Annotated in this window: 13 protein-coding genes and 2 pseudogenes; 7 read left to right on the top strand and 8 right to left on the bottom strand. The window is 68.5% G+C overall.

What is annotated here, in order from left to right:
• Positions 1-127: 127 nt before the first annotated feature.
• Both I1A62_RS24465 and pruA read right to left on the bottom strand, forming a co-directional pair.
• Positions 128-1,099, bottom strand: coding sequence for a proline dehydrogenase family protein (locus I1A62_RS24465; RefSeq protein WP_219460507.1), 972 nt, complete (start codon positions 1,097-1,099; stop codon positions 128-130).
• A complete protein-coding gene (pruA, locus tag I1A62_RS24460; RefSeq protein ID WP_219460504.1) occupies positions 1,099-2,754 on the bottom strand; it encodes an L-glutamate gamma-semialdehyde dehydrogenase in 1,656 nt (551 codons plus the stop codon). Before pruA ends, I1A62_RS24465 begins: the two co-directional genes overlap by 1 nt.
• A 164-nt stretch (positions 2,755-2,918) precedes the next feature.
• On the opposite strand from pruA, the gene I1A62_RS24455 reads away from it, so the two are divergent.
• Together I1A62_RS24455 and I1A62_RS24450 are read left to right on the top strand one after the other, a co-directional pair.
• Positions 2,919-4,628, top strand: a complete 1,710-nt coding sequence (locus I1A62_RS24455; protein WP_219460502.1) for a CdaR family transcriptional regulator — start codon at positions 2,919-2,921, stop codon at positions 4,626-4,628.
• A gap of 170 nt (positions 4,629-4,798) precedes the next feature.
• Positions 4,799-9,553: an NAD-glutamate dehydrogenase gene (locus tag I1A62_RS24450; protein ID WP_257890907.1), complete on the top strand. Its 4,755-nt coding sequence runs from the start codon at positions 4,799-4,801 to the stop codon at positions 9,551-9,553.
• Positions 9,554-9,614: 61 nt separating this feature from the next.
• Here I1A62_RS24450 and I1A62_RS24445 read toward each other — a convergent pair.
• The 3 genes and pseudogenes from I1A62_RS24445 to I1A62_RS24435 all read right to left on the bottom strand — a co-directional run.
• Positions 9,615-10,967, bottom strand: a pseudogene (locus I1A62_RS24445) (amino acid permease); the annotation flags it as partial.
• Between the two features lie 490 nt (positions 10,968-11,457).
• The gene (locus tag I1A62_RS24440) at positions 11,458-12,459 is read right to left on the bottom strand and encodes a MerR family transcriptional regulator (protein WP_219460496.1); all 1,002 of its coding nucleotides are present in this window, start codon (positions 12,457-12,459) and stop codon (positions 11,458-11,460) included.
• A 12-nt stretch (positions 12,460-12,471) separates the two neighbouring features.
• Positions 12,472-13,137 (bottom strand): HEAT repeat domain-containing protein, encoded by a 666-nt coding sequence (locus tag I1A62_RS24435; protein ID WP_219460492.1) that lies wholly within the window; start codon positions 13,135-13,137, stop codon positions 12,472-12,474.
• Positions 13,138-13,217: 80 nt separating this feature from the next.
• Between I1A62_RS24435 and I1A62_RS24430 the strand changes: the two genes are divergently transcribed.
• The gene (locus I1A62_RS24430) at positions 13,218-13,733 is read left to right on the top strand and encodes a putative immunity protein (protein WP_219460490.1); all 516 of its coding nucleotides are present in this window, start codon (positions 13,218-13,220) and stop codon (positions 13,731-13,733) included.
• 12 nt (positions 13,734-13,745) lie between these two features.
• Here I1A62_RS24430 and I1A62_RS24425 read toward each other — a convergent pair whose 3' ends face one another.
• Together I1A62_RS24425 and I1A62_RS24420 are read right to left on the bottom strand one after the other, a co-directional pair.
• A complete protein-coding gene (locus I1A62_RS24425; RefSeq protein ID WP_219460488.1) occupies positions 13,746-14,369 on the bottom strand; it encodes a hypothetical protein in 624 nt (207 codons plus the stop codon).
• A complete protein-coding gene (locus I1A62_RS24420; protein ID WP_219460486.1) occupies positions 14,353-15,288 on the bottom strand; it encodes an alpha/beta hydrolase in 936 nt (311 codons plus the stop codon). Before I1A62_RS24420 ends, I1A62_RS24425 begins: the two co-directional genes overlap by 17 nt.
• A 77-nt stretch (positions 15,289-15,365) precedes the next feature.
• Here I1A62_RS24420 and I1A62_RS24415 point away from each other — a divergent pair.
• Together I1A62_RS24415 and I1A62_RS24410 are read left to right on the top strand one after the other, a co-directional pair.
• Positions 15,366-16,202: pseudogene (locus I1A62_RS24415) on the top strand (alpha/beta fold hydrolase).
• An 11-nt stretch (positions 16,203-16,213) separates the two neighbouring features.
• Positions 16,214-17,119, top strand: coding sequence for an amidohydrolase (locus tag I1A62_RS24410; RefSeq protein ID WP_219460484.1), 906 nt, complete (start codon positions 16,214-16,216; stop codon positions 17,117-17,119).
• A gap of 26 nt (positions 17,120-17,145) precedes the next feature.
• Here the strand turns inward: I1A62_RS24410 and I1A62_RS24405 are convergent, their stop codons facing one another.
• Entirely contained in the window at positions 17,146-18,315 is a 1,170-nt protein-coding gene (locus I1A62_RS24405) for a serine hydrolase (protein ID WP_219460481.1), read from the bottom strand.
• A 146-nt stretch (positions 18,316-18,461) separates the two neighbouring features.
• Between I1A62_RS24405 and I1A62_RS24400 the strand changes: the two genes are divergently transcribed.
• Together I1A62_RS24400 and I1A62_RS24395 are read left to right on the top strand one after the other, a co-directional pair.
• Positions 18,462-18,797 (top strand): YciI family protein, encoded by a 336-nt coding sequence (locus I1A62_RS24400; RefSeq protein ID WP_124391476.1) that lies wholly within the window; start codon positions 18,462-18,464, stop codon positions 18,795-18,797.
• Positions 18,794-19,993, top strand: coding sequence for an RNA polymerase sigma factor (locus I1A62_RS24395; protein ID WP_219460479.1), 1,200 nt, complete (start codon positions 18,794-18,796; stop codon positions 19,991-19,993). Before I1A62_RS24400 ends, I1A62_RS24395 begins: the two co-directional genes overlap by 4 nt.
• Positions 19,994-20,116: the final 123 nt, after the last annotated feature.

The following is a 20,116-nucleotide window of genomic DNA, read 5'->3' as shown; positions in this document are numbered from 1 at the left end:
GACCGCGCCTGGGCACCCGACCGATGCGCCGGGTTCATCCCTGTGCACCTCGTTGTGAGCTGGGCGAGTGCGGGTCTGGCTCGACCGCGGGGGGCGAGTCAGACCCGTTGTCCTGCAGAAGGAACGCCTAGCTGTGTGACATCAGTGACCTGAGGAAGAAGGTCAGGTTGGCGGGGCGTTCGGCGAGGCGGCGCATGAAGTAGCCGTACCACTGCTCGCCGTAGGGGAGGTACACCCGCAGGTGCTTGTTCTCGCCGACCAGGCGAAGTTGTTCGGCGTCGCGGATGCCGTAGAGCATCTGGATTTCGAACTCGTCGGCGGTGCGGCCCGTGGTCTTCGCCTGCTGCAGGGCGGCCTCGATCATGGCCGGGTCGTGGGACGCGACCATCGGGTAGCCCTGGCCGTTCATCAGGATCCGCAGGCAGCGCAGGTAGGCCTCGTCGACCGCCTCCTTGCCCTGGTACGCGACCGAGGCAGGTTCCTTGTAGGCGCCCTTGCACAACCGGATGCGCGATCCGGGGCCGGACAGGTCCCGGCAGTCGGCCTCGGTGCGCTTCAGGTATGCCTGCAGCACGGTGCCCAGCGACGGGAAGTCCTTGCGGAGTTCGCGGACGATCGACAGCGTCGAGTCGGTGGTGGTGTGGTCCTCGGCGTCGACGGTGACCCACGCGCCGGCCTCCTCGGCTGCGGTGCAGATCTTGTGCGCGTTCTTGAGCGCCACCTTGTGCCCGTCCCGGGGCAGGAACTGCCCCAGCGCGGACAGCTTCAACGAGACCTCGACATTGCGAACCGAGGTCGGCGACGTCGACGCGGTCTTCTGGCTGAGGGTCGCCAGATCGGACAGCAGGGTCAGGTAGTGCGACACGGTGGCGTCGGCCTGCGCCGAATCGGTGGTGTCCTCGCCGAGATGATCGATGGTGATGTAGCGGCCCGAGTCGAGGATGGATGTGGTCGCGGCGATCGCCTGGTCCTCGGTCTCGCCGGCGACGAACCGGTCGACGAGGCTGCGGGTCACCGGGATCCTGGTGACGGTGCGTTCCATGCGGGGCGAGCGGGCGGCGGCCAGCAGGGCGGGCCGCAGCAGGTCTGCGAATGCCATCAGATGTCCTTCGAGGTGTCGGCGCCCTGATGCGGGTAACGGTGGTCGGTGGCGGGGACGAACGTTTCCTTGATGGTGCGGGCGGACGCCCAGCGCAGCAGGTTCTGCGGGGAGCCGGCCTTGTCGTTGGTGCCCGACGCGCGGGCACCGCCGAACGGTTGCTGTCCGACGACGGCGCCGGTGGGCTTGTCGTTGATGTAGAAGTTGCCGGCCGCGAACCGCAGGTCCTCGGTGGCCCGGGCGATCGCGGTGCGGTCGTCGGCGATGATCGACCCGGTCAGCGCGTATGCGGAGCCCTTGTCGACGACGTCGAGGACCTTCTCGAACGATCCGGCGGCGGAGTCGTCGTAGACGTGCACGGCCAGGATCGGCCCGAAGTACTCGGTGCGGAACGCCTCGTCCGTGGGGTCGTCACCGAGCAGCACGGTGGGGTCGACGAAGTAGCCGACGGAGTCGTCGACATGGCCGCCGGCGGCGATGGTCAGGCCGGGGGTGGCCTTCGCGCGGGCGAGGGCCTCGGCGTTGCGGTCGAAGGCCCGCTTGTCGATGACGGCGCCGCCGAAGTTCGAGAAGTCGGTGACGTCACCGTATTTCAGGGCGGACACCTTGTCGATGAAGTCGTCACCCATCTTCGCCCACACCGACTTCGGGACGAACGCGCGGGAGGCGGCCGAGCACTTCTGGCCCTGGAATTCGAAGGCGCCGCGGATCAGCGCGGTGGTGAGGGTATCGGGGTTCGCGGAGCTGTGGGCGAGGACGAAGTCCTTGCCGCCGGTCTCGCCGACCAGCCGCGGGTAGGAGTCGTAGTTCGCGATGTTGGTGCCGACCTGACGCCACAGGTGCTGGAACGTCGCGGTGGAGCCGGTGAAGTGGATCCCGGCCAGCCGGCGGTCGGCGAGAACCACGTCGGAGACGGCGGCGCCGGGACCGTTGACGAGGTTGATCACCCCGGGCGGCAGGCCGGCGGCCTCGAGCAGTTTCATCGTCCAGAACGCGGCCACGGACTGCGTCTGCGACGGCTTCCACACCACCGTGTTGCCCATCAGTGCGGGCGCGGTGGGCAGGTTGCCGGCGATCGCGGTGAAGTTGAACGGGGTGATCGCATACACGAAGCCCTCGAGCGAGCGGTACTCGAGCTTGTTCCACACGCCGGGGGAGGAGATCGGCTGGTCGGCGAGGATCTGCCGGGCGAAGTGGACGTTGAACCGCCAGAAGTCGATCAGCTCGCACGGGGTGTCGATCTCGGCCTGGTACGCGGTCTTGGACTGACCGAGCATGGTTGCGGCGGCGAGGGTTTCGCGCCACGGTCCGGACAGCAGGTCGGCGGCGCGCAGGAACACCGCGGCGCGGTCCTCGAACGACAGCGCCCGCCACGCCGGGGCCGCGGCGGTGGCCGCGGCGACCGCGTCCTGGATGTCCTGGGTGCCGGCGCTCGTGAAGGTGCCCAGCACCGCTGAATGCCGGTGCGGCTGCACCACGTCGATCGTGGGGCCGTTGCCGCGTCGGTGCTGCCCGCCGATCACGTGGTGGATCTCCGTCGGATTCGACCCGAGTTCGGCCAGCTTCGCCTGCAGCCGCGCCCGCTCCGCGCTGCCCGGCGTCAACGACCCCACCGGCTCGTTGACGGGCTGCGGGGTGGTGGTGATGGCGTCCATGAAAACCTCCTACGGGATGTGGCGGCGAAGACGGCCGCCGCAACGAACTAGCCGTAGTCAACACCAGCCCGGCGCCAAAAGAATGAGTCAGTCGAACAAATCTCTACTATTGAAGTTGTACAATCAGCCAACTGCTCGTGTGATCCCGAAGGGGAGATCGTCCCGTGAATTCTGAAGGCGGAACCCGTGGGGGTTCAACCGATTCGTCCGGCCGTGCCACCGGAAGCATCACGCTGCGTGAGCTTCTCAGCGCCCTCGACACCTCGGTCGTCGAACTGATCGACGCGCCGGCCGGCACCGAGATCGCGCTGTCCTCCGTCGCACTCGTCGACAGCTCCGACCTGGCCACCGAGACCGATTCGCAATCGCCGCTGCCGGACCTGTACCTGCACGTCGGGATCGGCAAGACGGAGGCCGTGCGGTGGTTCGACGACATCGCCCTCCGCCCGTCCGAGCACCGGGTGAGGGCGGTGATGTCCAAGAATGCGGCCACGTCGACGGCGCTGCAGGCAGCGGCGCGGCGCGCCGGGGTCGCGTTGGTGGCGGTGCACCCGAAGGCCCGCTGGGATCACGTGTTCCCGCTGGTGCAACGCATGCTGGACCGCTCCCGCCGCAGCACGGGCCTGGGTGATCCGGATCTGCTGGCCACCGACACCGACCTGTTCGGGCTGGCGCAGATCGTCGCCCAGAACGCCGGCGGCATGGTGTCGATCGAGGACGCGCAATCGCACGTGCTGGCCTACTCCGCCTCCGACGAGGCCGCGGACGAGTTGCGGACACTGTCGATCCTCGGCCGCGAAGGGCCCCGCGACTACCTGCGGGCACTGCAGCGGTGGGGGGTTTTCGACCGTCTCCGCAGCAGCGACGAGGTCATCGACGTTCCCGCCCATCGCAAGCTCGGCACGAAGCGGCGGCTGGTGGTCAGCATCCGGCAGTCCTCCGACGACGCCACGACATCGGCGCGCACGCTCGGGTCCATCTGGCTGCAACAGGGGGTGGCGCCGTTCGCCGACGACGCCGAGGACGTGTTGCGGGGCGCGTCCGCGATCGCAGCGCGGATCATCTCCCGCAGTCTCAATGCGCCATCCACCGAGGGCCTGCTGATCCAGCGGCTGTTCGGCGCCCGCGGGGGTGGTGTGGACGTCCCGTCCGTGGTCAGTGCCCTGAACCTGCCGGCAACCGGGCCCGCTGCGGTCGTCGGTTTCGCGGTCAGTGCCACCGAGACCGCCGGTGGCGGCCGGCTCACGGAACTGGGCAGCATGCTGCGCCTGCAGGCCAGTTCCTTTCGCCGCGACTCTGTGGCGACGATCATCGGGGAGCGCGCCTACGTGCTGCTCCCGCGCTACACCAGCCCGAAATCGGTGACCACGTGGACCCGGCAACTCGTCGAGCAGTTCGAGGCGAAGCGGTCGATCGCCTTGCGGGCGGCGATCGCGATCCCGGTGCCCGATCTGGGGCAGGTCGCCGGAGCACGGGGAGAGGTCGACCGTGTTCTCGACGGCACCGCCGCGACCTTCCCCGAGGGCCGGGTGACCACGCTTGCCGAATCGCGCACCGCGGTGCTGTTCGGGGAAATCCTCGACCTCCTCGCCGAACACCGGGAACTGCACGACCCGCGGCTCGACGCCCTCGTCGACTACGACGAGAAACATGCGTCGAATCTGCAGGACAGTGCCGAAGCCTATCTCGCGGCGCACGGTGACGTCCGCGCGGCCGCCGCTGTCCTGCAAGTACATCCGAATACCCTGCGCTACCGGATTCGCCGCGTCGAGGAGATCGTCGGTATCGACCTGCACGACGCCTCCGACCGGATGTTGTTCGAATTGCAGCTCGCCTTGCGGCGCCGCGGCGTCGCGAATTCCTCCGCCTCCTGAGAGTTGGCCGAGAGAACAAAATCCAGTACCCCTTTTCTCACATCGAGCCCAATACTTCGGCAGGCGCGGTCGGTTTACTAACTGGCACCAGTTCGCGGCAACGGCGCCGCGTGCGTGGACCTCGACGAAGGAACGGTGAACTCCCGGTGAGTATGTCGGTGCATTCCGGAATGCGTGAGAGGCCGGCCGCGGCGCCTCACGCGACGATCGAAAGCCTCCGAACGGCGTTCTTCCCGCACACCGCCCCTGGCGATCACGCCGCCGCGGACGCCGTCGTGCGCGAGCATCTCGATCTCGCGACGAGGCGCCTGCCCGGTACCGACATCGTGCAGTTCCTCTCCGCCGGCCGCCTTCCGGCCGTGCTCGTCGTCACCGACGACGCGCCGCTGCTCGTCGATACGCTCAGCGGCGTCGTGGAATCCGGCGAAGCGGTGATCACTCGCCTGCTTCATCCCGTCGTCCCGGTGATCCGAGACGAGACGGGGACGCTGGTCGACGTCGCCGCCGACCGAACCGAGGCGACGATCGAATCCTGGATTCGGTTCGAACTTGCTGCCCCGATGGAAGATTCGCGGGCCGAGCAGCTGCAGGCCGATCTCGCGCAGGCACTGACCGCCCTCCGGAACATTGCCGCGGACCGGCCCGCCGCACTCGAACGCGTCCGGCAGGCCGCGGCGACACTGGCCGCGGCGCCCTCGGTCTCCGCGCCGTGGGATCCGCGGGAACTCGCCGACGGCATCGACCTGCTCGGCTGGTTCGGTGACGGACACTTCACCTTCCTCGGCTACCACTACCAGGGCCTCGGCGCCGACGTCGCCGACGAACTCGGAATGTTCCGGACTACCCGATCGACGGTCGACCAGGAGAGCGCGACACAGTCTCCGGTCGCGGTCGTTCAGGGCCCGGAGTTCCCCACGAGTTGCCGCGGGCTGCACCCGCACCTGATCAGGGTCCCGGAGATCGGTGAAACCGGTGTGGTGTTGGGCGAGCACCGATTCCTGGGGGTGTTCACCGTCACCGCGCTGCACGAAAACGTCCTCGACATCCCGGTTCTCGGCCGCCGTGTTCGCGAGGTCATCACAAGGGCGGGTTACCGGCTCGACTCCCACACCGGGCGGACACTGCTGGAAATCATCCAGGACCTCCCGCGGCCGCAGTTGTTCGCGCTCGACGTCGACACCCTGCACCGCACCGTGGTGGCGGTCCTCGGCGCCGCCGAGCGCAAAGAGCTGCTGGTGTTCCTGCGCGCCGCCGACGACCGTCGGTCGCTCTCGGCGCTGGTCTACCTGCCCCGCGACCGCTACACCACAGCGGTGCGCACCGGCATGCGGCGCGCGCTGCTCGAACACTTCCCCGGCACGGCCATCGACCACACGGTGCGGGTCACCGAGAACCCGCTCGCTCTGGTGCATTTCACCCTCCGAGCCGGCGGCGACCAGGTGCTGGACGCCCACGAGGACTGGAACGTCCTCGAAGAACAGGTGCGATCCCGTCTGGCGGCGGTCTGCCGCAGCTGGGACGACGCGCTCCACGACCACCTGCGCGAGTGCGCCGGAGTGCCCGCGACGGTCGGTGCGAGCTACACGCACCGGCTGCCCGCGTCCTACCAGCACGACTTCTCCGCCGAACGCGCGGCCGCCGACATCTCCCGCCTGGAGGCCCTCGCGGCGGGTGCCGTCGACGTCGCGCTCACCACTCGGCCGGCCGGCGACCACACCGAACTGCGGTTCACTCTGTATGTCGCCGGTGAACGGGTCTCGCTCAGCGACATCCTGCCCATTCTGCACAGCCTCGGCGTCGAGGTACTCGACGAACGGCCGTACCCGGTGACCCGTCCCGATGGGTTGTCGACCTGGATCTACGAGTTCACCCTCCGCTCCGCCGGGCCGTCCGACGTCACCGCGACCGTCGCGCGCGAATCGCAGTCGGCGGAGCCGGGGACACTGGCCCGCCGCTTCTGCGACACGTTCGTCGCCGCCTGGTCCGGTGCCGCCGAAGTCGACTCCTTCAACGCCCTCGTCACGCGGGTCGGCCTGACCTGGACGGAGGCGGCGCTGCTGCGGGCCCACGCCAAGTACTTGCGGCAGATCGGGTTCCCCTACAGCACCAGACGCATCGCCGCCGTGCTCGTCGACAACCCCCGCACCTGCGCGGCATTGATCGAGCTGTTCACCGCCCTGTTCGACCCCGCCGCCGATCAGAGCCGCGACAGCACTGCCGTTGCGGAGCAGATCGGCGGAGCGATCGAGGAGGTCGTCAGTCTGGAGGCGGACCGGATCCTGCGCGCTTACCTCGACCTGATGCGGGCCACCGTGCGCACCAACTACTACCGCAACGGCGACGGAGTCCGGCGCTCGCCGGCCCTGGCCCTCAAACTCGAACCCGGTGAGCTGTCCCAACTCCCGCAGCCGCGCCCGCGGTTCGAGGTGTTCGTCTACTCCCCGCACGTCGAGGGCGTGCACCTGCGCTGCGGCGCCGTCTCCCGCGGCGGGCTGCGCTGGTCCGACCGGCGCGAGGACTTCCGCACCGAAATCCTCGGTCTGGTCAAGGCGCAGGCGGTGAAGAACGCGGTCATCGTCCCGGTCGGCGCGAAGGGTGGCTTCGTCGTCAAGAGGCCACCGGCCGCGACGGGAGACCCCGTCGCCGACCGGGAGGCGTTCCGAGCGGTGGGTATCGGGTGCTACCGCGCCTTCATCGGTGCGCTGCTCGATGTCACCGACAACGTGCATCCGGAAACGGGTGCGACGGTGCCCCCGACCGGGGTGGTGCGCCGAGACGGTGACGACCCGTACCTGGTGGTCGCCGCGGACAAGGGCACCGCCACCTTCTCCGACGACGCCAACGCCGTCGCCGCCGAATACGGGTTCTGGCTCGGTGACGCGTTCGCCTCCGGCGGGTCGGTGGGCTACGACCACAAGGCCATGGGCATCACCGCCAAGGGCGCGTGGGAAAGCGTCAAGCGGCACTTCCGGGAAATGGGCGTCGACACCCAGACCCAGGACTTCACCGTCGCCGGGGTCGGGGATATGAGCGGCGACGTCTTCGGCAACGGCATGCTCCTCAGTGAGCACATCCGGCTCGTGGCCGCGTTCGATCACCGGCACATCTTCGTCGATCCGAATCCGGATCCGGCCGCCTCGCACCGGGAGCGGGCCCGGCTGTTCGCGCTGCCCCGCTCGTCCTGGAACGACTACGACACCGATCGGATCAGCACCGGGGGAGGAGTGTTCGACCGCACCGCCAAATCGGTTCCCGTGTCCGCCGAGATGCGCGAGGCACTCGGCCTGGACTCGACCGTGACCCGGCTGTCCCCGCAGGACCTCATCCGGGCCATCCTCTGCGCCCCGGTCGACCTGCTGTGGAACGGCGGGATCGGCACGTACGTCAAGGCCGCCCGTGAAACGCACCTCGAGGTCGGGGACAAGGCCAACGACGGTGTCCGCGCAGACGCTGGGCAGGTGCGGGCGAGGGTGATCGGCGAGGGCGGCAACCTCGGCGTCACCGCCCTCGGACGCATCGAGTTCAGCCTCGGCGGCGGCCGGATCAACACCGACGCACTCGACAACTCGGCCGGCGTCGACTGCTCCGACCACGAGGTCAACATCAAGATCCTCCTCGACGGACTCGTCTCCACCGGGCGCATCGAACCGGAGGCCCGGAACCGGTTGCTGCAGAACATGACCGACGACGTCGAGACACTCGTTCTGGCCGGCAACGTCGACCAGAACGCTCTCCTCGGCACCAGCCGCGCCACCGCGGCCGCCAAGTTGCGGGTGCACGCCCGTCAGATCCGGGCACTCGAGGCGCAGCGCGGCCTCGACCGCACCCTCGAAGCCCTCCCCGACGAGGACGAGCTGGAACGACGCGGCAAGCAGGGGCGAGGGCTGACCTCCCCCGAACTGGCGACCCTGACCGCGCATGTCAAACTTGCCCTGAAGTCGGACTTGCTGGCCGGCGACCTCGTCGACGGGGATGCCTTCACCGACCGTCTGCTCGGGTACTTCCCCGCCCGGCTGCAGAAGGACTATCCGGACGCGATCCGCACTCACCGGCTGCGCCGCGAGATCATCGCGACCGTGATCACCAACGAGGTGGTCGACGCCGGCGGCATCACCTACGTGTTCCGGCTCTGCGAGGACACCGGCGCCTCTGCCGTCGACGCCGTCCGCGCCTACGCGGCTGCCAGCGCGATCGCCGATCTGCCCGCAACGATTTCCCGGATTCACACGGACGCACCGAACACCGCGGTCTCCGATGCCATGATGGCGGAGGTGCGGCGGCTGCTCGACCGGCTGTCGCGGTGGTTGCTCCACCACCGGCCGCAGCCGCTCGCCATCGGCGCCGAGATCACCCGATACGGAAAGGCTTTCGAGCACCTGCTGCCGAAGGTCGCGGGTTGGTTGCAGGGCCCGGATGCTCAGATTGTCGAAACCCGAGCCGCCGGCATGCAGGCACTGGACGCTCAACCCGAGCACGCAACCGCCATCGTCAGCCTGCTGCACGCCTTCTGCGTCATGGACATCATCGACGTCGCAGACCTCGAGGGCCGGGCACTCGACGAGGCCGCCGAACTGTACTACACCCTCAACGCGCACCTCGGTCTCGATCACCTGCTGACCGCAATCTCCGGCCTCGACGACACCGACCGCTGGAACGCCCTGGCCCGGCTCGCCTTGCGCGACGAGGTGTACGGCTCGATGCGACTGCTGTGCCTGGACGTGCTCTCCGGTTCGGCATCCGCCGAAACCGCCGCGGAGAAGATCGTCGACTGGGAGGCCACCAACACCTCCCGGCTGGCCCGCGCCCGCTCGATCCTCACCGAGATCTTCGCCGTCCACCCGGCCGACCTGTCGACGCTGTCCGTCGCGGCCCGGCAGGTGCGGACCATGGTCGGCCGCGCCGGCACCGGCCGATCGACCAACTGACCAAAGACGCGGTGGACGGTGCTGGCAGTACCCGTCACACTTTCGCCGCGGTGAGGGGCGATTCGACGGCTTGGCGACGACTCAGGAACCACTTGTTGGCGAGGAACAACACCATGACCACAGCCCAGGACAGCAGGCTCAGGACCAGTTGCGACCGGGCGCTGTCCTCCAGGTACATCTGCAGCAGCACGCCGAGGATTGCCGCGGTGGTCAGCAGCGACAGCACCGGGAACAACCACATCTTCACGCGCAACTCGGAGTCCGGGGTGCGGAAACGAAGAACGATGTGCGAGATCGCGATCAGCAGGTAGACGAACAGGATGATCGCGCCGCTCGAGTTCAGCAGGAACGTGAACACGGTGTCCGGCGAGATCGCGGCGGCGATGACACAGAGGAATCCGACGACCGAGGACACCAGGATCGCGGCGGCCGGCACGCCGCGCCGGGTGACCCGGGTGAGGAGAGGTGGCGCCTCGCGGCGCGCGGCCAGGACGAACAGCATGCGCGAGGAGGTGTACATCCCCGAGTTGAGACAGCTCAGCACCGCCGTCAACACGACGGCATTCATGATGTTGTCGGCGTAGGGGATGCCCATCTCGGTCATCGCGGCGACGAAGGGGGAGGCCGCCAGGTCGGTGTCATTCCAGGGGAGGATCGTCACCAGCAGGAACACCGCGCCGACGAAGAACACCGCGATGCGCATGATCACCGAGTTCGCGGCCTTGGCAACGGCCTTCTCCGGATCCTCCGACTCGGCAGCCGCGATCGTCGCGACCTCGGCGCCGACCATCGAGAAGATCACCGTCACCACACCGACGGTGATCGCGGCGGGACCGTGCGGCAGGAAGCCGCCGTGGGACCACAGGTTGGAGAAGTCCATCGTCTTGTTCGGCCAGATACCGAACACGTAGAGCGAGCCGAGCCCGATGAACAGACAGATCGCGAACACCTTCACGCCCGCGAACCAGTATTCGAACTCGCCGAAGGACGAGACGGAGAACAGGTTGGTTGCGGTCATCAGGACCATCAGCACCAGGGCGCACAACCACAGCGGGACGTCGATCCAGAACTGGATGATCTTGGCGCCGGCGATCGCTTCGAAGCCGACGACGATCACCCAGAAGTACCAATACAGCCAGCCGACGGAGAAGCCGGCCCAGTTGCCGAGCGCGCTGCGGGCATAGTCCGCGAACGATCCGGTCGACGGGTTCGCCACGGCCATCTCGGCCAGCATGCGCATGACCATGATGATCAGGATGCCGCTGGCGGCGTAGGTGATGAAGGCCGCGGGCCCGGTGTCGGAGATGACGACGCCGGATCCGACGAACAGGCCGGCGCCGATCACGCCGCCGATGGCGATCATCGTCAGCTGTCGCTGGCTGAGCGCCTTCTTCAGTTCCGGTGCGCTGCTCATGAGCGCCCGGTCCGGATCGAAGCTGCGTGCCGCGAGTGTTGGTCGTGTAATTCGGCGATGGACATGGGGGCTTCCCTTTCGTCGTTCTCCGCAAGACCTCGATGTCGGGAGGCACGTGACGTGCCTCATACGAAGCTCTCTGCAACTAAAGACGATCACCACGGCCGTGTGATCGGCGGATCGAACGAAAATCCTCGCAGCTACTTGGCCGATCGAACGTATCGCTCAGAGGGGCTCGGTTTCGTGGGTGACGATCCGCCGGCGTTGCTCACGAGACCGGACCGTTGCCGGTGGTCGCATCGCGGAAGCACCGGCGGCTGCAACTACCATCTCGGATCCCCGTACATCGCAACCCTGGCCAGCATCGGTGTCTGCCTCGCCGTCTACCTCACGACCATCGCATCGACGAGGGACGCCGTCCTCATCTACGGTGCCGCCGGGGGCTTCGGAACAATGCTCGCACCCGACCCCCGGCACACTGTGTCAGGAATTATCCGCGGTCCTGCGCCTGCATGATCGCTGCCGCGGTGGAGGCGATCGTCCGATCGTCGTCGTGGGTCAGCCGGATGAGCGCCTTCCGTGCCGCGGTGCCGGGAATCTCGGCGAGTGCCTGCGTGATTCGCAACCGGGAGGGCGCGTCGTCGATGGTGTCGAGCGTGTCTTGCATGGCCCCGACGATGTCGTCGGCCGTCGGAGAGAGGGTCGTCAGCAGACCCAGCACCTCGGCGGCCTCGACGTCGAGCCGACCCGTGACGACCATCTGGAGGAGGACGGGTATCGACTCGCCGTTCCCGCGAGAGCCGAGCGCCAGGGCCGCGTATCCGCGGACCGTGGCGTCCGGGTCGTCGAGGGCACGTCTCAGATGTTCGGCGGCTTCCTCGGTGTGGATTGCCGCTATCGCGGTGGTGGCGCGACGCCGGACGTCGACCTCCTCCGCGTCCAGGCCGTGGGCGAGATCCGCGAGTCCTCGACCGGCGATCCTCGCCAACGACCACTGCAGCGCGCCGGCCACATTGAGGTCGTCCTCCGTGAGGGCGGCCTCGACCAACGCCTCGACGGGCAGCGACGCCTTCCCGTTCGCAGACAGGATCGCCTGTTGACGCCGGGCGGCGGACTCCGATTCGAGCGCCCGCAACAGGGTGACGAGGTTCAGGACGTCGTCCCACTCCACGGGGGAGGCAGCGTCGACGCTTTCGAGCCTGCCGAGCAGTTCCTCCTCGGCGGCGATCCGCTGGCGAGTGTGCCGAATGAGGTCTCCCACCAGATCGGCCGGTGCGAAATCGGGCTCGTCCAGTGCGCGCTTGGCCTCGTTCAGCGACAGCCCCAACGTCCTCAGGCTCTCGACGTGGAAGAGCCGTCGGATGTCGTCGGCGGAGTACTCGCGGTAGCCACCCGACGTGCGGCCGGTGGGCTCGACCAGTCCCAACCTGTCGTAGTGGCGCAGCATCCGCGTGCTCACACCACACCGCCGCGAGACCTCGCCGATCAACATCCCATCTCCTCCTTACATGTCCGGACCGGCGACAGCCACGCGCTTCGCCGTCTCGAGTGAGAGGGCGAATCCGCTGTCGGGGTCGTGGCAGAGCTGCCTCGTCGCATCGGCATGCGCGCGAACGTGCGGATCGGGACTCGTCCCGGCTACGTCGAGGACCGGTAGGGCAGCGTCCCCGAGTTCCACGAAGGCACGGCTCAGGCTGAGGTGCATCTGATGGTCGCCGCGTCCGAGTTCGGTCACCAGTTCGGCCGCGAGCGCAGCCTCCCCGCCGGGTGGCACGAGGACCACGGCCGCCCGCCATGCGCTGCGCGCGACCTCGTCGTGCTCGTCGTGCAGCAGTGCCGACACCGCGGGCCAGGCGAGCCGATCCCCGATCTTGGACAGGGTGTGCAGCGACTGGCTGCGGCCCTGCGCGGAGCCGGACACGAGCTCGTCGACCAGTCTCGGCACCGTGACCTCGCCCGGCATGCGACACAAAGCCCAGGTCAGCATGTCGCGGACATAGAAATCCGGTTCGACGGCACACCGATCGACGAGAGCGTCCGCGAATCGGGGATCGGGGTGCGTGCCCGCGGCGAGCGCCGCCCGCAGCCGAGCCGACGCGTCGGTCGCGGCCAGAGCGTCGACGAGGTGAGCATTCGGCCCACCCTGGTTGGTTGTGTTCACGGCAACCACCTCCTTCGCCGACCATTCGAGTCCTTGTCACTGTGTCAGGGTCAAGGGCCGGGTGGATGCGCGTGGTGGAAAATCTAGCCATGATCCTCCCGAAGGTCCGAGACCCGCGCTTCGTGACGATCCGCCGCGGTGGCACCCTCACCGACGCGGATCACCAGCTTCTGGCCCTGTGGGCGGCATCGTGCGCGGAGCATGTGCTGAACCTGTTCGAGTCGGTTCGGCCCGACGACGCACGACCGCGTGACGCGATCGAGAACGCCCGCGCGTGGGTGCGTGGGGAGGTGAAGATGATGGAGGCCCGCGCCGCCGGCGGTCATGCGATGGGGGCGGCCAGAGACCTGCGTGGAGCCGCCCGGCACGCCGCCTACGCTGCGGGGCAGGCCGGGGCGGTCGCGCACGTCGCGGCGCACGAACTCGGTGCCGCCGCCTATGCGATCAAGGCCGCACGTGCTGCCGCGCCCGCCGGGGAGGGCGACGCAGCGGGACGGCGTGAGTGCCGTTGGCAGCGTGACCAACTCCCCGAGGCGATTCGTGCACTCGTACTCGACGACCAGCGGTTGCGGAACGACATCTGCTGGTCGGTGTTCGACTGCTGAGCGCGCGTCGTTTCACCGAGCGTCACCTGTCCGGGCGGGACGGCGTCCCCGTCCGAGCACCCAGCCGGCGTAACCGATGAACACGACCCCGGCCCCGGCACCGGCCGCCGCGCTCGGCGCCACGGCATCGGCAAGCCCGAGACCTGCAGCAGCCACCGCGACGAGCGCCGCGACGACACCGGTCAGCGCAAGACCCCGGGCGTGAAAGAGCTTGCCCAGCGGAATGAAGTGGACACCGACGACGAACAGCGTCCACGCCGCGTCGTACGCCGGATGCCCGACCGCGGCGAGGAGGAGGTTTCCGCCCACGATCAGCACCACCTCCACCGCCACGGTGAGCCAGTAGTGGCGGCGGACCCGCGGGTCGGCCATCGCCGAGCCGGTCGTCGTCAGCCGGCGCACCAGCAGCACCACCAGCGCGACCAGGAGTAGCGCCGAGATCACCGATCCGGCGACCAGGTAGGGCACCCACGGTGCGGGCGGGTCCTCCTGTGCCCAGCCGAACCAGGCGATCCCCGCGACCGCCAGCACCGCTGCGCCGATCACCTCGCCGCGATCCCAGAGCGGCGCGATCGGCGTTACCGGAACGGAACTGTCGGACAACTGATTCGAACGGCGCTCACTGATGCCGATCACCTCCTGCAGTCTCGCGTCGGTGGCCGTTCAGCCACATCTGCATGTCGTCGTGTGCCGCCCGGGCCATCGGCGTCGGGTGGCCGGTGAATCCGTGGGGCGAGTCCGGGTAGATACGGAGATCGACGTCGACGCCCGAAGCGGACAGTCGTGCGGCCATGGCCAGGTTGTCCTGCAGCAGGATGTCTTTATTGCCGACGACCATCAGGATCGGAGGCAGGTCGGTGAGGTCGGCATAGATCGGGGAGAGGTCGGGATGAGTGCGGTCCGACGCCGCGCCCGCGTAGGCGTCGAGGAAGTACTCGTCGGCGATGAGGCGTCCGGCGGGTGTCTGAGCGCTGAGGTCGTACGTTCCGAACTGCAGGACGGCGGAATCAAAGGCGAACATCCCCCGATCGCGCAGCCGTAGAAGCGTGGTCATCGCGAGCGTTGCACCGGCCGAGAAGCCGCCGATGGAGAGTGTCGTCGTCCCGAAGCGGTCCGCGGCGTGCTCGGCGAGCCAGAGTGCGGCGGCCTCGCAGTCGTCGGGTGCGGCCGGCCACGGGTGTTCCGGAGCGAGCCGGTAGTCCACGCTGACGACCGCGACGCCGAGCGCGTCCGCGAGCCGGCGGTTGCGGACGTCGCTGCCGGCGGCCGACCCCATGTAGAACCCGCCGCCGTGGATCTCCAGGTAGACACCCGTCGCGGCCCGGCCGACAGGGGCGTGAATCCGCAGCGGGACTCGACGACCACCGCTGACGACGACCTCCTCGACAGCCGGCGGTTGGGACTGGGCGGGGGCGGGGGCCTCGGCGCGGACCGATCGAAGTTCCTCCCAGCTACTCGGACCCCGACCGGCGACGCGCTGCGCGTAGAACGCACGCGACGCGTCGACGAGAGGCAGCAGGCGCGGGTCGATCAGATCAGACAGTCCGAAGTGCATCGAGATCACAGTACGGACTGGACCCGCACTCCATCTCGTGACGCGCGGACCGTCCGGCGCCGTGGCAGGGTGAGGCGGTGGGCGACGCACTATATCCGGCGGTAGAGCCGTACGAGTCCGGACTCCTCGACGTCTCCGACGGTCACCGCGTGTACTGGGAGACCGTCGGGACCCCGACCGGGATCCCCGTCGTGTACCTGCACGGCGGACCGGGCTCGGGGAGTACCGCGGGAGCGCGACGCTATTTCGACCCGACCGCGTTCCGGGCGGTGCTGTTCGACCAGCGCGGGTGCGGTCGCAGCACGCCGCTCGCGGACGGCCCCGACTACGACCTGGGGTCGAACACGACCGCGCACCTGGTCGACGACATCGAGCGTCTGCGTGAGCATCTCGGGATCGAGCGGTGGATCGTCACCGGCGTCGGGCGCGTGTGCCCGCAGCAGTGTGACCAGTTCGTCTCTGGTGTCCCGGACATCGAACGGTAGGGAAACCTCCCGGCCGCCTACGCCCGCCTGCTGGCCGACCCGGACCCGGAGGTGCGCCGGACCGCGGCGGTGAGGTGGTGTGCGTGGGAGGACACGCATGTTTCGCTGATGCCGGGGTGGCAGCCGAACCCGCGCTACGCCGATCCCGTATTCCGGAGCGTGTTCGCGCGGTTGGTGACGCACTACTGGTCACACGATTGCTTCCTCGCCGCGAACGAGATCCTCGACGGGATGGGCGCCCTCGCCGGCATCTCGGCGATCCTGGTGCACGGACGTTACGACGTGTCCGGGCCGTTGGACACCGCGTGGGACATCGCGCGGGCCTGGCCCGGCAGCAAGTTGGTCGTGCTCGACGACGCCGGGCACGGGGGAGAAGGATTCGCCGCCGCGGTGGCCGCCGCCGTGGACAGTTTCAACGGCCGGTCGTGACGCAGTGAAATATGCTGCGTGAGGTGGATATTGTCGACGCGCATCATCACTTCATCAACCTGCCTGGCCTCACGTACCCGTGGATCGACAACCGCCCACCTGCACTGACCGCCCTGCTGTCGAATTACTACGACGCGGCACACCGATACCTGCCGCACGACTACCGGGCACAGGTCGACCGGATACCCGTCACGGCCTCGGTCGCATGTGAGTTCGGAGCAGCGGACGGTGTCGCGGAGGCCGTCTGGGTTCAGCAGTGCGCCGATCGTGTCGGCGTTCCGAACGCCTTCATCGCGGCCGCTCAGCTCGAATCGGATGGTCTGGCAGATGTTCTCGCGCGATACCGGGATCTGCCGGTGGTCCAGGCGGTGCGGCAGCCGCTGTACTGGGCGGACGACCCCGTCAAGCGTCTGAGTGCGCGGGGCGACTACCTGTCGGACCCGGCCTGGCTGCGCGGGTTCGAGAAGGTCGCCGATGCGGGGTTCGTGTGGGATCTGCTCGTATACGACGAGCAGCTACCCGGCGCGCACGAACTCATTGCGGCGTTTCCCGACACCACCTTCGTGTTGGAGGCGGTCGGTTGGCCCGTCGACCTCACCGCCGAGGGCTTCTCCCGTTGGGAAGAACGCCTCGGTGCGGTGAGTCGGTTTCCGAACGTCGTCCTCAAGTTTCAGGGAATCGCCCTCATCTTCGGAACCTCCCCGGACGCGATCGGTCGCTGGATTCGGACGGCGCTCAGGATCTTCGGCGCCGGACGATGCATGTTCGCCTCCCATTACCCGATCGACCATCTGCTGTGGGACAGCGAGACCATGGTGTCCACCGTGCAGGCGGCCCTCGACGACCTGTCGTCGGCGGAACAGGCGCTCTTCTTCGGCGACACCGCGCGGCGGGTGTATCGCCTGCCGGCGCGTTAGGCTCACCACACGCGCCACAGCGGGGATCAGACGTTCGGGGGTCGGTCCGGGACGAGGAGTGCGCCGATGTCTTTGCCGATGGGGACGGCGTTGTTGGTGTCGGAGTTGGCTTTCGGTCCGAGGGTGCAGTAGACGACGATCGTCGTGTCGGTCTTGGTGTCGTAGAAGGCGACGCCGTTGTAGCCGCCGAATGCCGGGTTCATGTAGAGCCAGTCGTCGATGTGGACGACCCCGAACGCGAAGTATTTCTGCGCCGTCATGGGGCCGAGGCCGGCGGTGCTGGGGGCCATCATCTCCTTGAACTGCTCCTCGGGGAGGAGCTTGCCTGCGGCGAGAGCACGCACCCACACGGAGACGTCGGCGAGGGTGGAGTTCATGTTGCCGCTGTTGAGGAACGCGGTGGGGTTCCAGAACGTGGAGTCCTCGAAGACGCCACGTTCGTTCGTGTAGCCGTGCAGCGTCGGCTCCGTCATCTGGGGTGTGAGGACGACGTCGCTGGAGTTCATGCCGAGCGGGTCCAGGATGCGCTGCTGGATCAAATCGTGGAGCGTCGTGCCGGTGGCCTTCTCGAGGACCACGCCGAGCAGGCACAGGTCGCTGTGGGCGTACGCCCAGTTGGTGCCGGGTTCGAACAGCGGCGGCCGCGCGTTGGCGAGGTCGAAGATCTGCTGCGCGGTGAAGCCCGCCATCGGGTTGGCGTAGAACTGCTTCAGAAATTCGGGGTCGGTGACGTAGTCCGCGATGCCGGTGGTGCTGTTGGCGAGCATCCGCGGGGTGATCTTGTCGGCGCGCGGGAAGTCGGGGACCCATTCGGCGATGGGCTTGTCGAGGGGGACGACGCCGTCCTTGTCGAGTTGCAGCAGCACCGTCGACAGCATCGGTTCCATCGGCTGGCCCACCCGCAGCTGCATGTCGGGTGTCGCGGGGACGCCGATCGGGGATCCGCCCAGCGCGCCCGCGGTGACCTGCTCGTCGCCGCGCCACACCCCGAACACGGCGGACGAGAGGTCGAGTTCGGTCATCTTGCCCTGGACGATCTGTTCGATCTTCGCGGCGTCGGGGGATTCCGGGGCTTTCGACTCCGTCCCACCGCCGCCGGTGTCATCCGATCCGCAGGAGAGGGTGGCGAATCCGATGGCGACGGCGAGGGCGGCGGATGCACCGCGGCGCACCCACCGGTGAGTCGGCTTACTCATAACGGACGATCCCTTCGACGAGCGGGAATCTTGCGGGAGCAGCGATACGTGAATCTACCGTCGCCGACGCCGCGCGGGGAGCAAACGGCGGGTGCGCCCCGGCCGATCCGGTGACCGTGCGGCCACCGCTCGGGCAAGATCGGAGTATGAAGTACGTCCTGCTGATCTGCGACGACGAGTCGGTATCGCCGACGAACGAGGAGCTCGAGGCCGACCCCGTGCATCAGGCGTGGTGGGCCGATGTGCAGCGGCGGGGCGGTTTGCTCGTCGGCCAGCGGCTGCGGCCGGTGGTGGACGCCACGACGGTCCGGGTCCGCGACGGCGAGACTCTGGTGTCGGATGGGCCGTTCGCCGAGACCAAGGACTTCGTCGGCGGATTCGTGATCGTCGAGTGCGCCAATCTGGACGAGGCGATCGAGATCGCGGCCGGCCATCCCTACGCGCGGTGGGGCGGCGTCGAGATCCGCCCCGTGTGGGAATGACGGAGTCCGAGAACCGAGTCCTTTCCGCCGTCGCTGCGGCGTTCCGGGACGAGTGGGGTCAGGTGGTTGCGACCCTGATCGGCATGACGGGGGACTGGGATCTGGCCGAGGACTGCGCGCAGGACGCGTTCGCCGTCGCGTTGACGAGCTGGACGCGCGACGGCGTTCCGCGGAGCCCCGGTGCGTGGCTCACCGCGACGGCCCGCAACCGTGCGATCGATCGTCTGCGCCGTGCCGCCGTGGGTGCGGGCAAGGTGCGCCAGCTCGCCGTGCCGGTCCGCGACCAGGACGAGCTGCCGTACGACGAGATTCCTGACGAGCGGCTGCGGCTGATCTTCACCTGCTGCCATCCGGCGCTGCCGTTCCCGGCCCGGGTCGCCCTCACCCTGCGGACGCTGGCCGGTTTGAGCACCACCGAGATCGCCCGGGCCTTCCTCACCGCCGAGTCCACGATGGCGCAGCGTCTCGTCCGCGCGAAGCGCAAGATCCGGGAGGCCGGGATCCCGTACCGGGTGCCGCCCGTCGAATTGCTGCCACCGCGACTGGCCGCCGTCCTGGCGGTGCTCTACCTGATCTTCAACCAGGGCTACGACGAGGAGAACGGAGAACGGGCCCTGACCGCCGAGGCGATCCGCCTCGCCCGGCTCCTCGTCCGGCTGATGCCCGGGGAACCCGAGCCGCGCGGCCTGCTCGCGCTGATGCTGCTGCACGAGTCCCGGCGCGCGACGCGCACCGACGCCGGCGTGCTCGTCACCCTGGAGAACCAGGACCGGTCTCGGTGGGACCGAACGCTGATCGCCGAAGGAGTGGCAACACTCGACCAGGCGCTGGCGATGCGACGAACCGGTGCCTACCAGGTGCAGGCCGCCATCGCCGCCTGCCACGTCACCGCACCCGACGCGGCGAACACGGACTGGCAGCAGATCGCGGCCCTGTACACCGAGTTGGCGCGGCTGGCGCCGTCCCCGGTCGTGGATCTCAACCACGCCGTCGCGGTCGCGATGGCCGACGGCATCCCGGCCGGCCTGGCCCTGGTCGACGAGATCAAGGCGTCCGGCCGGCTCGACAACTACCACCTGCTGCCCGCGACCCGCGCCGATCTTCTCCGCCGAGACGGCCGCGCCGCCGAGGCCCGGGCGGCGTACGAGCAGGCTCTGGAGCTGGCGCCGACCGACGCCGAGCGGCATTGGATCTGACCGTACCTGTCGGTGGTCGGCGTTACAGTCGGGGTCTTGCGAGAGATGGGGCGGCACATCGGTGTTGGGGGTTGATAGATGACGTCAGTGTGGTGCCGGCATCGTGGCCCGGCCGGTTCTGTG

It is taken from the genome of Rhodococcus sp. USK10, from assembly GCF_019378875.1.
Taxonomy (GTDB): Bacteria; Actinomycetota; Actinomycetes; order Mycobacteriales; family Mycobacteriaceae; genus Rhodococcus_F; species Rhodococcus_F pseudokoreensis.
This window is presented reverse-complemented; position numbering and strand designations above follow the sequence as displayed.